Below are 15,086 nucleotides of genomic sequence, written 5' to 3'. Positions count from 1 at the left end.
ATTATGTATGGATATGGACTTTACAGCTGGTGGGATCCAACGTATTTTCTGGTTCTGATCGGAGCCATAATCTGCCTGATCGCATCTGCAGGAGTGAAAAGTACTTACAGCAAATATTCACGTTATCGCAGTATGAGCAATATGACAGGAGCACAGGCGGCAGAACGTATTTTAAATTCAGCAGGGATCTATGATGTATCTATCCGCCATGTATCAGGGAATCTGACAGATCATTACGATCCGAGAAATAAGACACTCAATTTATCAGACAGTGTCTATGGCTCCACATCTGTTGCGGCAGTCGGTGTTGCAGCACATGAATGTGGACATGCCATCCAGCATCAGAAAAATTATGCACCACTTACGATTCGCGGGGCATTAGTTCCGGTGGCAAATTTCGGTTCAACGATCTCATGGCCACTCATTCTGATCGGACTATTTTTTACGAGTAATACAGGAACACTCCTGATCAATTTAGGAATTTTGTGCTTCTCGTTTGCAGTGATCTTTCAGCTTGTGACGCTTCCGGTAGAATTTAACGCATCAAGAAGGGCATTAAAAATATTAGGAAATACAGGGATTTTAAATTCCGAGGAACTTCCGATGACAAGAAAAGTCTTAAAAGCAGCAGCGTTTACTTATGTGGCAAGTGCGGCAGCGGCTATTTTACAGCTTCTTCGACTGGTGATCTTATTTGGAGGAAGAAACAGAGATGACTGATGGGATCAATATACGGGAATTAGTTCTTGAGATTCTGCTTGCCGTAACGAAAGAAGAAGAATACAGCCATATTGCATTATCTTCCGTTTTAGAAAAGCACCAGTATTTAACGAAGCAGGAAAGAAGTTTTATCACCAGAGTCAGTGAAGGCACGTTAGAAAATATGATCGAACTAGACTATATCATCGATCAGTTTTCCAATACGAAAGTAAAAAAGATGAAACCGGTGATCCGGTGCATTTTGCGTATGGGTGTGTATCAGCTCAAATATATGGACTCTGTACCGGCATCGGCAGCATGTAATGAAGCGGTTAAGTTAGCAGAACGGAAAGGCTTTCGGAATCTGAAAGGTTTTGTCAACGGAGTCTTAAGGAATATCAGCAGGAATTTAGAGAAGATCGAATATCCCGATGAGAAAAAATATCCATACGAAGCCATATCTGTCCGTACTTCTGTACCGGTGTGGATGTTAAAACAGTGGAGCAAAGATTATGGTCTGAATAAAGCGAAAACGATCGCAGAATCTTTTCAGACGAAAAAAGGTACGGCGATCCGAATCAATCTGACAAAGACCACGAAAGAAGCCTTGATGGAATCTTTGAGTAAGCAGGGAATTCAGGCAGAACCGGTTGTATTAAAAGAATATCCGGATTTTGATTATGCGATGTATCTGACAGGATATGACTATTTAGCAGGAATACCGGAGTTTGTGCAGGGAGATTTTACGGTACAGGATGTAAGTTCGATGTTAGTGACGCATGTGGCAGCACCAAAGGCAGGAGATTATGTGATCGATGTCTGTAGTGCTCCCGGAGGCAAGAGCCTTCATGCGGCAGAACTGATGCAGGGCGAAGGTATGGTTGAGGCGAGAGATCTGACCGGATATAAAGTGGATCTGATCAAAGAAAACATCAGCCGCTGCGGCATGAAAAATATCTGTGCAAAACAGATGGATGCCTGTATACTAGATGAAGCCTCCATAAAAAAAGCAGACTTAGTGATCGCAGACCTTCCCTGTTCCGGTCTTGGTGTCCTGCGGAAAAAGCCGGATATCCGTTACCGTATGACAGAGGAAAAAGAGAAAAGCCTTGCAGCCTTACAGCGGCAGATTTTGTCGGTTGTCTGTGAATATGTAAAAGATGGCGGCACGCTTTTATATTCGACTTGTACGATCGACCGGATGGAAAATGAAGAAAATACCGCATGGTTTTTAGCAAACCATCCTGAATTTACATTGTTATTAGAACGTCAGATTTTTCCTGATGCGGGAGAAGGCGATGGATTCTATATGGCAAAATTTATTCGAAAATAGAGAAATAATATGACAGAAAAAATAGATATCAAATCCATGAATTTAACAGAACTGACTGCTTATGTAACGGAATCAGGTGAAAAACCATTTCGTGCAAAGCAGTTGTATCAGTGGATGCATCAGAAATTGTCCCCATCTATAGATGAAATGTCAAATCTTTCGAATGCATTCAAAGAAAAATTAAAAAATAACTGTACTTATACAGCGTTGCATCAGGTAGATGTACAGATCTCGAAGCAGGACGGTACGAGAAAATATCTGTTTCAGTTAGAAGATGGAAATGTCATTGAAAGCGTACTCATGCGTTATAAATTTGGTAATTCCGTGTGCATTTCCTCACAGGTGGGCTGTCGTATGGGCTGCCGTTTCTGTGCATCGACCTTAGACGGTTTAGTCAGAGGGCTGAAACCTTCTGAAATGTTAGACCAGATCTATCGGATCGAACGGGATATCGGAGAGCGTGTTTCTAACGTGGTTGTGATGGGAACAGGAGAACCGCTTGATAATTATGAGAATCTTTTAAAATTTATAGAACTTTTGACAGATGAAAATGGTCTGAATATCAGCCAGCGGAATTTAACTGTATCAACCTGTGGACTTGTACCAAAGATCAGACAGTTAGCAGATGAAAAATTACAGATGACATTGGCGATTTCCCTGCATGCTTCTTCGCAGGAAAAGCGGAAACAGTTGATGCCTGTAGCAAATAAGTATCAGATCACAGAAGTTTTAGATGCATGCAGATATTATTTTAAACAGACGAAACGAAGGATCACATTTGAATATAGTTTAGTAGCCGGAGTCAACGATACAAAGGAAGATGCCAGTGCATTGGCAGGATTAGTTTCAGACATCAACTGCCATGTAAACTTAATTCCGGTCAATCCGATCAAGGAACGCGATTTTTCCCAGCCAAATGAGAATGCAGTCGCAGCATTCAAAAATGAACTTGAAAAATATGGGATAAATGTTACTATAAGAAGGGAAATGGGCAGAGATATTGATGGTGCCTGTGGACAATTACGAAAAAGATATATGGAGAGGTAGGTGGATTACGTGAAAACATTTTCAATTACAGATATTGGAATACACCGGAAAATGAATCAGGATTATTTTTATACATCAGAGATGCCGGTAGGTAATCTGCCGAATCTTTTTATTGTTGCTGATGGCATGGGAGGCCATAATGCAGGCGAATATGCTTCGAAGCATACTGTAGAAACAATGGTGAAATTTGCAAAAGCATCCCATTTGACACAGCCGGCATCTATTTTAGAAGAAGCAATAAAAGCTGCCAATGAAGAAATACTTAAAAAAGCCGAAGAAGATATTTCCATGAAGGGAATGGGAACGACGGTTGTCGCAGCATCCGTTTTAGATCATAAACTCTATGTTGCAAATGTAGGTGACAGCCGCTTATATCTTGTAAACAGAGAGATCAGACAGATTACAAGAGATCATTCTTATGTGGAAGAAATGGTCAGACGGGGAGAACTTGACAAGGAAACAGCAAGAGAGCATCCCGATAAGAATATCATTACAAGGGCAGTAGGAGCCACGAAAGAAATAGAGATTGATTTTTTTGAAACAGAACTTAAGCATGAAGATGAGATTCTCCTATGTTCCGATGGACTGACGAACATGGTGGAGGATAGTGAGATCCGTACAATTATAAAAGGACAGAGAGATACCGCTGAAAAGGCAGAGAGATTGATTTTAGCTGCCAATGCAAATGGCGGGAAGGATAATATAACAGTAGTAGTCATTGACCCATTTTCTGATGAAGTGAACGGTTAAGGGTAGTGCACGCACAGAATGGAGGATAATATGTTAGCAGCAGGAATGTTTGTAGCAGATCGCTACGAAATCATGGAAAAGATCGGCGCTGGCGGAATGTCAGACGTATATCGGGCAAGAGACCATATCTTAGGCAGGTTTGTTGCCATAAAAGTATTGAAGCAGGAATTTAGTGAGGATGTGAATTTTGTTACCAAGTTTCGTACAGAAGCACAGTCAGCAGCAAGCTTAGAGCATCCGAACATTGTAAATATATATGATGTAGGAAGTGAGGCCGGACTCCACTATATTGTCATGGAATATGTAGAGGGAGTGACACTTAAGACCTATATCGAGAAAAAAGGCAGACTGACCTATAAAGAAGCAGTCAGTATTGCCATTCAGGTAGGCAGGGGCATGGAGGCAGCCCATGCAAAACATATCATTCACAGAGATATCAAACCGCAGAATATCTTAATTTCTACAGAAGGTAAGGCAAAAGTTACTGATTTTGGAATCGCAAGGGCAGTTTCTAGTAATACCATCAGTGCAGATGTAATGGGATCGGTGCATTATGCATCACCAGAACAGGCACGGAATGGATTTGTAGATGGAAAAAGTGATATTTATTCGTTAGGTATCGTTATGTATGAAATGGTGACAGGACGTGTTCCGTTTGACGGAGATACAACAGTTGCCGTTGCAATCAAGCATTTACAGGAAGAAATGGTCGCACCGAGTGCCTACGCACCAGACCTGCCGGTCAGCCTTGAAAAGATCATTCTAAAATGTACACAGAAAAGTCCGGACCGCCGGTATGAAAATATCAGCGATCTTCTGATCGATCTAAAGAAAGTATTGATCAGCCCGAATGATGATTTTGTTACAATGATTCCGAATGGCAGTCAGGGCAAGACAAGAGTGATCAGTGAAGAAGAAGTAGGTCAGATCAAAAATGCAAGAGTCTATCAGCCAAGTGAAACAAAAGAAGAACACAGACCGGAACGAAGGGAAGTATATGAAGAACCGGTGGATGACGGCGAAGATGATGATAACGACGGATTTTTAAATCCGAAGATGGAAAAAGCCATTACGATCGGTGGGATTGTTGCAGCCGTTTTGATCGTATGTCTTGTTCTTTATCTGCTTGGAAGTGTACTAGGTATTTTTGGCGGTGCAAAAAAGAGCAAAAAAGACAGTGTTACAGATACCGAAGAACAGCATACAGTGATCAATACAGAAAAGAAAAAGGCAGATTCTGTTACAATGATCAAAGTAACAGGCATGACATATGAAGAAGCAAAAAGTGAACTGCATAAGTTAGGACTTGGCATCTGGAATGCTGGAACACAGGCATCAGATACTTATGAAGAAGGTCAGGTCATGTCACAGGACGTAGAGGAAGGTTCTTCCGTAGATGTCAATACGACGATCAATGTCTATATCAGCAGCGGTGCAGGTACAGTGAAAGTACCAAATGTCGTAGGATATGACAGTGATGCGGCAATGAACACATTGACCGATCAGGGATTTTCACCAAAGCGTGATTATGCATACAGTGATACGGTTGCATCGGGCAAAGTCATTTCCCAGACACCAGATGCAAATGCATCAGCCAAAAAAGGCGACACTGTTACCTTAGTTGTCAGTCAGGGAAAAGAAGCAGTGACCGTACCGGATGTTTATAACCGGACACAGGAAGAAGCAACAAGCATGTTGACACAGGCAGGTCTTGTTGTATCAAGTACAACTTCAGAGAACAGTGATACCGTAGAAGCAGGAAAAGTCATCAGCCAGAGTGTTGCTGCAGGCAAGTATGTCGAGAAAGGCTCAGGTGTGACACTTGTTATCAGTCTCGGCAGCAAGAAGAATTACTACTCCTGTAAGGCAACAGTGACAGCACCGGATAATGATGATGTCGTATCAGCAGACATTTCATTAAAAGGTTCTAATGGAACAACGATCCAGAGCTGGAGTGGAATTAAGATCTCTAAATTTCCATATACCATATCAGCTTCTGATATTGAAGAAATTGACAGCGGAACTATCAGGATCGTCTGGTATCTGTCAGACGGAAGTTCAAAAGAGCAGACAGAAAATGTCATGTTTACCAAGCAGTAGGAAGGATTATGCAGGGAAAGATCATTAAGGGAATCGCAGGTTTTTACTATGTACATGTAGTCGGATCAGGAGTCTATGAATGCAGGGCAAAAGGAGTTTTCCGTAACCGGAAGATGAAACCTCTTGTAGGAGATAATGTGATCATAGATGTTTTGGATGAAGGAGAAAAAAAGGGGAATGTGTCAGAAATCCTGCCACGGAAAAATGAACTGATCCGTCCGGCAGTTGCGAATATCGATCAGGCACTTTTGATCTTTGCAGCAGCAAAACCGACACCGAACTATAACTTATTAGACCGATTTTTAGTGATGATGCGTTATCAGAAAGTGCCGGTGACGATCTGCTTTAATAAGTCAGATCTCTTAGAGGAAACAGAAGTAGAACAGATAGAGAAGATATATGAAAACTGCGGCTTTCCGGTTATTTTTACAAGCACGAAAAAGCAGCATGGGATTGAACCGTTAAAAAGTCTTTTAAAAGATAAGACAAGTGCAGTGGCAGGACCTTCCGGTGTCGGAAAGTCTTCCATGGTCAATCTCTTGCAGCCGGATGCAAATATGGAAACCGGAGATATCAGCCGTAAGATCGAACGGGGAAAAAACACGACCAGACATTCTGAACTGATCCATATAGAGGGAAATACCTATATTATGGATACACCGGGATTTAGTTCATTAAATATTCCCGGACTTTCAGCAGAAGATCTGTGGAAATATTATGAAGAATTTCTACCCTATGAGGAAAACTGCAGGTTTCAGGGGTGCAGCCATATCCATGAACCGGACTGCGGGATCAAAGCAGCCTTAAAAGAGGGCAGGATTCATCCGAACCGATATGAAAATTATGTCAGTTTATATGGGGAATTAAGGGAGAACAGAAGATATTAGTGTATGGAGGAACTGTGATATGAATTGTTTATCACCATCAATTCTGGCTTCAGACTTTTCAAAGCTTGGGAGTCAGGTGGAACTGCTCGATCGGGCAGGGGCACAGTATGTGCATATTGATATTATGGATGGTATGTTTGTACCAAGTATTTCTATGGGATTTCCGGTTATGAAATCGATCCGTCCGCTGACAGATAGAATCTTTGATGTACATCTGATGATTCAGGAACCGGAACGTTATATCAATGAGTTTGTAGATGCAGGGGCAGATCTGCTTACAGTTCATGCAGAAGCATGTACGAACTTAGAGAGAACCATACAAAAGATCAAGGAAAAAGGGATCATCGCAGGGGTAGCGATCAAACCTTCGACACCGGTAGAACAGATTGCAGGTGTCTTAAAAGAAGTCGATATGGTTCTTGTGATGATGGTCAATCCGGGATTTGGAGGTCAAAAACTGATTCCGGGTACGATCGATAAAGTATGGGAATTAAAACAGATGATAAATGAAATGGGCTTAGAAACAGATATAGAAGTGGATGGCGGAGTTACTTTAGACAATGTCGGTAAAGTCATGGATGCCGGAGCAAATATTGTTGTTGCCGGAAGTGCGATCTTCCATGGAGATGTGGAAGACAATGTCAGACAGTTCTTATCTTATATGTCAGAATAGGAGCAGATAAATGAAAAAGGCAGTGATCGTATCAGGAGGATATGCGGAAACAGTATTTTGTATGGAGTATATCAAGGTTCAGCAACCAGATCTTGTGATCGCCGTTGATTCCGGTATGAAGTTTTTTTATGAAGCAGGAATGAAACCGGATATCATTGTGGGAGATTTTGATTCTGTAGATCAGGAAATTTTACTTTTTTTTGAAAAGCAGGAAGGCATTGAATGGAAACGTCTGATACCGGAAAAAGATGATACGGATACAGAAGCCGCCATTTATCAGGCAGTTGACAGAGAATGTACACAGATTCACATTTTAGGAGGAACCGGCAGCAGATTAGATCATGTATTAGGTAACATAGAACTCTTAGGCATCGGTTTCAAAGAGCAGATCAAGATGTATTTAGTAGACAGCCATAACCGTATACATATGGAAAACCAGTCATTTGAGATTGGCAGAAAAGAACAGTATGGAAAGTATGTTTCATTGATCCCGTTTACACCGGAAGTAACAGGATTGACATTAAGAGGCATGAAATATCCACTGACAGATTTTTCATTGGTATGCTATAATTCGCTTGGCATCAGTAATGAGATCATAGATGAAAAAGCAGAGATCTCATTTAAAAGTGGAGTTTTATTAGTATTAGAAACGAGAGATTAAAGGATAAAAATACTAATCTTTTGGCCAGTTGACAGAAAAAACAGAACTCCTTTATAATCATTTCATATTGAAAGCTTATAAAAAGCATGATTATAGGAAATGGGATGTAAGAGGGAGGAAAGATGAAAAAGAGGATATGTATAGGACTTTTATTGTCATGTATTGTATTGGCAGGATGTGGGAGAACTGCATCACCAATCGAGTTTGACAGTATAGAGGACGCAAAAGAAGCTTTAAGTACGGCATCAAGCGTTGTGGTCAAAGGTGATTTAGAGGAGGTCAACCAGCAGGGAGATATTCTTGCAGATGATAAAGTGGCTGCATATGTAATAGAGAGTGGTTTTTTTGACACGAAATGGACAGTATCTGTCGATGGAGAGGACTGGTTTTATGTCAAATATGTCACCGATGAGCCGATCAATAATATGGAAGGTGTGAACTCTGGAAGTACTTATGGATATTATGACATGGATGATAATTGTCTGGGATATGCACAGGATCGTATTATAGAAACAGATGCATTAGAGAGAGATTATTATATGGTCTTTTTAGATGCGGAAGGCAATCCGAGGGAAGATTATCTTGCAGAGGAAAAAGGCAGATATCTGTATGATTACGATGGAAATGTGATCGGGGAGGGATATGCCGATATGGATTCGTTTTTTTCAGATGCCTGTCATGTGGAGGTTCAGACAGATACGGAAATGAATTTTATGGATAAGTTCGCGATGTATATGAGGTTGTTTTTTGAATATAAACAATAAGAGCAGAGATGTTCTTCATCGTATTTGATGAAGCAGATTACGAGAGGCTAAAAAGTCTCTCGTTTCTTTTTACTCAGTCGAGTAGTTAATTTCCAAGGAGAAAATTGAATAAATTTACCAGAAAATGATTATCAGATCTTAAAGTTGACGGATAAGTTTTACGAAATATATCTAAATTCGTCATATAATGCTACAATATTTAAGGTTTCAAAACTGTTAGCTTTATGATATAATCATAAATTGTATAAAACTTCCCATGCTTACGCAGCAGAAGGAGCAGCTTAAAATAAAAAATTAACTGTACACAGCCAGATCTTTTAGCATATGCCTAAGCAAAGATATATAAGAAAATATGTGTACAGAATTTGTGTAGAAAAAATTAGAAAGGTGAAAATCCCTTATAAAAGGGGCATTTTCGGACAGGTAAAAGATAAAATGAAACTAGGTATCGTAATAAATTAGCCTTTTTTCATATATCTATATATTCCTATATAAGTCCGTAAAACCGCATGGTTACAAGGTTTCTTGAAATCGTGCAAACATAAAGCTCCATATAAAATCACACAATTTCATGTCATTTGGGCGTAGAAATGGGCGTAGATTGGTTTTTGAAAATCAGAGTCCAACGCAAATTTTACTGTAAATAATACGTTTCCAAAGTTCTACGGATAAGACCACTTGACATTCCCAACATAAGAATAATGTACCGCACAGGCGGCGTTTCTAACTTCCGAAACAGGAAGAACAGGAACGCCGCTTTTTTTATACCTACTGTTACGCAATAGGGGCATAAAAGCCCTTGCTATCAGCGGCTTTGTAGGCGCGTTTCTGGCGCAGACAGGGATTTATCCCTGTACCCGCAAAATCGCCGTTCTACTGCGTAACAAATCCGCAGCAAAGGAGTGATGAAACTATGGCTGTTTTCCGTGTGGAGCGCAATACGGGTTATACCGTAATGAGCAACCACCACCTACGCAACAAAGAGCTGACCCTAAAGGCAAAGGGGCTGTTATCACAAATGCTGTCCTTGCCGGAGGATTGGGACTATACCCTTGCGGGGCTGTCCTACATCAACCGGGAAAGTATCGACGCTATCCGTACTGCGGTATGGGAGCTTGAAAAAGCCGGATATATCACAAGGCGGCAGGGACGCGACGAGAAAGGAAAAATGACAGCGATTGAATACACCATTTATGAGCAGCCGCAGTCACCCGGAAGCCATTCACCGGGATTGGAAAATCCAACACCGGGGAAACCGATATTGGAAAATCCGATACCGGGTAATCCGACATCGGAAAATCCAACGCAATTAAATAAAGATATATCAAAGACTAACTTACCAAACAAAGAAAAATCAAATACGGATTTATCAAGTACCCATTCCATTCCTATCCATTCCCTAAATCCCCTGCCTTACGGTGAGGGTGCGGCGGAGCCGCCGGAAAAGAAACGAACGGAAAGGAACGACGCATACCGCGTGTATGAGGAAATTATCAAGGACAATATCGACTATGACATTCTCATACAGGATATGGCTGACCGGGACAGGTTGGACGAAATCGTTGACCTTATCCTTGAAACGGTCTGCACCAGAAGAAAGACAATCCGTGTTGCCGGGGACGACTACCCGGCAGAGCTTGTAAAAAGCAAATTTATGAAACTTGACAGCGAACATATCCGCTTTGTCCTTGACTGTATGCGGGAGAACACAACCAAAATCCGCAATATCAAGCAGTATCTAAAGGCGGCGTTGTTCAATGCTCCGTCCACTATCGGCAATTACTATACGTCACTTGTGTCGCATGATATGGCAAGCGGCAAAATCTAAAGGAGGATTACCACATGGCACAGAAAACAGGAGCTTTGATTTTTGACGAGCAGACCGACCGTTACGACATTCGCTTTGACCTTGCCGACTACTACGGCGGTCTGCATTGCGGCGAGTGCATGGAAGTATTTGCGGGCGGCAAATGGAAGCCGACCCGTATCGAGTACGGCGAAAACTGGTATCTGGTAGGTATCCGCGCCGAGGACTTGAACGGCTTGCGGGTAAGGATTTAATGCGGCAGACTGCCCGAAACGACTATCCCATGAAAGGAGGAAGAAATGCAGGAACAGGTAAACGAGAAAACCGTAGCCCTTTACATCAAGACCGGGAAGCTGACCGCTGAAATGCTGCAACGGGCTATGAAAAAGCTGCTTTCACAGATGAAAAAGCAGGCAGACCGCCCACCCCACGGCAAGCAGACGCTAAAGCAGCTTATGAAGCAGAACGCAGGCGTTTCCAACATTGAAATCACAGGGGAAAATATCAAAGCCTTTGAAAGCACCGCGAAAAAGTATCATATCGACTTTGCGCTGAAAAAGGACACAACGGAAACCCCGCCCCGCTATCTTGTGTTTTTCAAAGGACGGGACGCGGACGTGCTGACCGCAGCTTTTCAAGAATTTTCCGCAAAGAAGCTGACACAGGACAAAAAGCCTTCTATCCGAAAGCTGCTGTCTGATTTTAGGCAAAAGGCGGCAGCACTGAACGTGCAGCGGGAACAGGTCAAAAACAAAGACAGGGGGCGTGAACGATGAACAACCAAAATCTGAAAAAATGGATTATCCCAAATCTGCCCTATATCCTCTTTGTGTATCTCTTTGACAAAGCAGCACAGGCGGTACGGCTTGCCCCCGGCGCAGACCTTTCCGGCAAGCTCTTAGGTATCGGGAACGGCTTTACTTCTGCTTTTGCGTCGCCCCTGCCGAGCTTTTCCCCGGTAGATATGCTGATAGGCATTGCCGGAGCTATCCTTATCCGGCTGATTGTCTACACCAAAGGCAAGAACGCAAAGAAATACCGTAAGGGCGTAGAATATGGCTCTGCCCGTTGGGGCAACGCCGAGGATATAAAGCCCTACATTGACCCGGTATTTGCAAACAACGTATTGCTGACACAGACGGAACGGCTGATGATGAGCAGCCGACCGAAGCAGCCAAAGTATGCAAGAAACAAAAATATCCTTGTGATTGGAGGAAGCGGCAGCGGAAAGACCCGTTTTTTCGTCAAGCCCAACCTTATGCAAATGCACAGCAGCTATGTTGTGACCGACCCGAAAGGAACGGTGCTTGTGGAGTGCGGAAAGCTCTTGCAGCGTGGCGGGTACAGGATAAAGGTGCTGAACACGATTAACTTCAAGAAATCCATGCGCTACAATCCCTTTGCCTATCTCCGCAGCGAAAAGGATATTTTGAAACTGGTAAATACCATTATCGCCAACACCAAAGGCGACGGGGAAAAATCCGGGGAGGATTTCTGGGTGAAGTCGGAACGGCTTTTTTACTGCGCCCTTATCGGCTATATCTGGTATGAAGCCCCAGAAGCCGAAAAGAATTTCACGACACTACTTGAAATGATAAATGCGTCGGAAGCCCGCGAGGATGACCCGGAATTTCAAAGCCCAGTTGACCTCATGTTTGAACACTTGGAGGAAAAAGACCCGGAGCATTTTGCAGTACGCCAGTATAAGAAATTCCTGCTGTCCGCAGGAAAGACCCGAAGCTCTATCCTCATTTCCTGCGGTGCGCGGCTTGCCCCGTTTGATATACGGGAACTGCGTGAACTAATGGAAACCGACGAAATGGAGCTTGACACCATAGGCGACCGCAAAACGGCACTGTTCGTTATCATTTCTGATACGGACGATACGTTCAACTTTGTTGTGTCTATCCTCTACACGCAGCTTTTCAACCTCTTGTGTGATAAGGCTGATGATGTGTACGGCGGCAGGCTTCCCGTTCATGTGCGCTGCCTGCTTGACGAGTTTGCAAATATCGGGCAGATACCAAAATTTGAAAAGCTCATTGCCACCATACGAAGCCGTGAAATATCGGCTTCTATTATTTTGCAGTCGCAGTCACAGCTAAAGGCGATTTACAAGGACAATGCCGATACCATAGTCGGCAACTGCGATACGACCCTGTTCTTGGGCGGCAAGGAGAAAACTACGCTAAAGGAAATGTCGGAGCTTTTGGGAAAGGAAACTATTGACAGCTTCAACACTTCCGAAAGCCGCAGCAATCAGAAATCCTACGGGCTGAACTATCAGAAATTAGGAAAAGAGCTGATGACACAGGACGAAATCGCCGTTATGGACGGTGGAAAATGTATCTTACAGCTACGCGGTGTGCGCCCGTTCTTTTCGGACAAATTCGATATAACGAAGCACCCCAATTACAGATACCTTTCTGACGCTGACCCGAAAAACGCTTTTGACATGGAAAATCATATCAAACGCCGCCCTGCTATCGTGAAGCCGGACGAAGTATTTGACTACTACGAACTGGACGCAGCCGATTTAGAATAACCCATAGACACGCCGAAAGGAGGAAATTATCAGAAATATCAACACAGGCTACATGGTACGCGCCCCTACTCATGGGGCAGGCGTGGCAGGAAGCCGCGGGCAATGACAACTGAATACCGTCGCGAAGCAGCAAGGAAGCGACGCGGGGACAGCCGCCTATCAGACACAGGCGGCTTTTTTCATACCCAAAATCAGACAATTCATATTTTTACAGCCGCAACGCGGCAGAAAGTGAGGACAATTTATGGCATTTTTCAATTCTGCAATCGACGTTTTACAGACTTTGGTAATCGCGCTTGGCGCAGGTCTTGGTATCTGGGGCGTTATCAACCTCTTGGAGGGCTACGGCAACGACAATCCGGGTGCAAATGCTCATGTGTGATAAAGTAACACAACTAAAATAAAGAAAGACAGCCCACTATTCCGTAAAATAATGGAGTAATAGAGAAAACGTTTTTTCTATGCTAAAATAGGCATATAAAGTAGAATGACAATCAAGATATACAAGAAAGCACTTAAACTCTACCGTTTGTCATGTAATTGTATAGCTTACTTGCTAGAGTGCAAATGAGTATTTTGATAAGATTTATACACAAAATCAAAAGGAGGAACACATATGGAGTTCGCAGAAAAACTTATAACACTACGCAAAAGTAGAGAATTAACACAGGAACAACTGGCTGAGCAGCTTAATGTTTCAAGACAATCTATTTCAAAATGGGAAAGTGGTGTTTCCCAAACAAAAAGATATTAAGAAACAGCCCATGTTTACCTGCTTGCAAACAAAAGAATATTGCTACTAGACTAAGAGATACTACATAAGTGTGTTGGTATCTCTTTTTTGTTGCCGTGAAACAGCAGACTATTTCATTTCTGCTTGATTACCTTAAAACTTATTAGTCTATGGTTTGTCAAGGGCTTGTTGCGTGAGAAATGCTGAATATCACCCTTTACAAAACATAGGCTGATAAGTAACTTTTCAAAAGCAGAAAAGAAATGGCAATGCTTATAACAATATGATATAATGCAGATGAAGACAAAAAAGGAATTTGTCGAGCTGGTTAGTTCGAGATAATTTTGAGTTTGTTAAGATGTGGTGCACTTGATGGAATCACAGGTACGACATCATATTATGGAGGATGAAATAGATGATAGGTTTGATTGTTGCGAGGTCAAAGAATAATGTTATAGGCAAGAATGGTAATATACCATGGAAAATAAAGGGAGAACAAAAGCAATTTAGAGAGTTAACAACGGGTAATGTGGTTATTATGGGGCGAAAGTCTTATGAAGAAATCGGTCATCCGTTGCCTAATAGAATGAATATTGTTGTTTCCACCACAACAGAGTATCAAGGAGATAATTTAGTTTCAGTTAAATCATTAGAAGATGCATTATTATTGGCTAAAGGACGAGATGTATACATATCTGGTGGATATGGACTATTTAAGGAAGCTTTGCAAATAGTAGATAAAATGTATATCACAGAAGTAGATTTAAATATTGAAGATGGAGATACATTCTTTCCAGAATTTGATATCAATGATTTTGAAGTTTTGATAGGGGAAACACTTGGTGAGGAAGTGAAATATACGAGAACATTTTATGTAAGGAAAAAATGAATTGAGTAAATTTTGGATTTAGGGTGTTTTCATAAATATATTGCTTTTTATGCATATATAAATTGTTGTAAGACAAATTCCAGTTGTGCGCCCAGCTAAGGGTGTGTAACCAAGTCGGTGGGAATCCGATTTATCCAAGGTCTAGCCAGCCAGATAATAGCGAGTCTTGGGATGTTGTTGGTAACAGCAACTGACAAG

The 15,086-nt window shown here is 42.1% G+C and carries 15 protein-coding genes and 1 pseudogene; all 16 read left to right on the top strand.

The genetic code is table 11. The features are described from left to right. Positions 1 to 3 precede the first annotated feature (3 nt). The 16 genes and pseudogenes from H8S17_RS07645 to dfrF all read left to right on the top strand — a co-directional run bounded on the left by H8S17_RS07645 (position 4) and on the right by dfrF (position 14,910). Positions 4 to 720 carry a zinc metallopeptidase gene (locus tag H8S17_RS07645; protein WP_186866839.1) on the top strand — a complete coding sequence of 239 codons (717 nt, stop codon included), beginning with the start codon at positions 4 to 6 and terminating at the stop codon, positions 718 to 720. Beyond that, complete coding sequence (gene rsmB, locus H8S17_RS07640; RefSeq protein ID WP_186866838.1) at positions 713 to 2,032, top strand: 16S rRNA (cytosine(967)-C(5))-methyltransferase RsmB; 1,320 nt, start codon at positions 713 to 715, stop codon at positions 2,030 to 2,032. The genes H8S17_RS07645 and rsmB overlap by 8 nt, the downstream gene beginning before the upstream one ends. Before the next feature lie 9 nt (positions 2,033 to 2,041). After that, the gene (gene rlmN, locus H8S17_RS07635; protein WP_186866837.1) at positions 2,042 to 3,079 is read left to right on the top strand and encodes a 23S rRNA (adenine(2503)-C(2))-methyltransferase RlmN; all 1,038 of its coding nucleotides are present in this window, start codon (positions 2,042 to 2,044) and stop codon (positions 3,077 to 3,079) included. A gap of 9 nt (positions 3,080 to 3,088) precedes the next feature. After that, positions 3,089 to 3,829, top strand: a complete 741-nt coding sequence (locus H8S17_RS07630; protein WP_178052281.1) for a Stp1/IreP family PP2C-type Ser/Thr phosphatase — start codon at positions 3,089 to 3,091, stop codon at positions 3,827 to 3,829. 30 nt (positions 3,830 to 3,859) lie between these two features. Beyond that, positions 3,860 to 5,929: a Stk1 family PASTA domain-containing Ser/Thr kinase gene (pknB, locus tag H8S17_RS07625; RefSeq protein WP_186866836.1), complete on the top strand. Its 2,070-nt coding sequence runs from the start codon at positions 3,860 to 3,862 to the stop codon at positions 5,927 to 5,929. Between the two features lie 8 nt (positions 5,930 to 5,937). Beyond that, entirely contained in the window at positions 5,938 to 6,816 is an 879-nt protein-coding gene (gene rsgA / locus H8S17_RS07620) for a ribosome small subunit-dependent GTPase A (protein WP_186866835.1), read from the top strand. A 19-nt stretch (positions 6,817 to 6,835) separates the two neighbouring features. Next, a complete protein-coding gene (rpe, locus tag H8S17_RS07615; protein WP_178052279.1) occupies positions 6,836 to 7,489 on the top strand; it encodes a ribulose-phosphate 3-epimerase in 654 nt (217 codons plus the stop codon). A gap of 10 nt (positions 7,490 to 7,499) precedes the next feature. Next, complete coding sequence (locus tag H8S17_RS07610) at positions 7,500 to 8,150, top strand: thiamine diphosphokinase (protein ID WP_186866834.1); 651 nt, start codon at positions 7,500 to 7,502, stop codon at positions 8,148 to 8,150. Positions 8,151 to 8,272: 122 nt separating this feature from the next. After that, a complete protein-coding gene (locus H8S17_RS07605; protein WP_186866833.1) occupies positions 8,273 to 8,914 on the top strand; it encodes a hypothetical protein in 642 nt (213 codons plus the stop codon). Between the two features lie 913 nt (positions 8,915 to 9,827). Beyond that, positions 9,828 to 10,742, top strand: a complete 915-nt coding sequence (locus H8S17_RS07600; RefSeq protein WP_186866832.1) for a DUF6017 domain-containing protein — start codon at positions 9,828 to 9,830, stop codon at positions 10,740 to 10,742. A gap of 14 nt (positions 10,743 to 10,756) precedes the next feature. After that, complete coding sequence (locus H8S17_RS07595) at positions 10,757 to 10,975, top strand: DUF5348 domain-containing protein (protein ID WP_186866831.1); 219 nt, start codon at positions 10,757 to 10,759, stop codon at positions 10,973 to 10,975. A gap of 45 nt (positions 10,976 to 11,020) precedes the next feature. Continuing rightward, entirely contained in the window at positions 11,021 to 11,497 is a 477-nt protein-coding gene (locus H8S17_RS07590) for a PcfB family protein (RefSeq protein WP_186866830.1), read from the top strand. After that, a complete protein-coding gene (locus tag H8S17_RS07585) occupies positions 11,494 to 13,266 on the top strand; it encodes a VirD4-like conjugal transfer protein, CD1115 family (protein ID WP_186866829.1) in 1,773 nt (590 codons plus the stop codon). Before H8S17_RS07590 ends, H8S17_RS07585 begins: the two co-directional genes overlap by 4 nt. Before the next feature lie 244 nt (positions 13,267 to 13,510). After that, positions 13,511 to 13,648 carry a Maff2 family mobile element protein gene (locus H8S17_RS07580; protein ID WP_186866828.1) on the top strand — a complete coding sequence of 46 codons (138 nt, stop codon included), beginning with the start codon at positions 13,511 to 13,513 and terminating at the stop codon, positions 13,646 to 13,648. 234 nt (positions 13,649 to 13,882) lie between these two features. Further along, positions 13,883 to 14,020, top strand: a complete 138-nt coding sequence (locus H8S17_RS07575; RefSeq protein WP_456300143.1) for a helix-turn-helix transcriptional regulator — start codon at positions 13,883 to 13,885, stop codon at positions 14,018 to 14,020. Between the two features lie 394 nt (positions 14,021 to 14,414). Beyond that, positions 14,415 to 14,910: pseudogene (gene dfrF / locus H8S17_RS07570) on the top strand (trimethoprim-resistant dihydrofolate reductase DfrF). Positions 14,911 to 15,086 lie beyond the last annotated feature (176 nt).

Source organism: Roseburia zhanii (genome assembly GCF_014287635.1).
GTDB lineage: Bacteria > Bacillota > Clostridia > Lachnospirales > Lachnospiraceae > Roseburia_B > Roseburia_B zhanii.
Note: the sequence above shows the minus strand (reverse complement) of the source record. Positions and strands in the feature narration are given on the sequence as shown.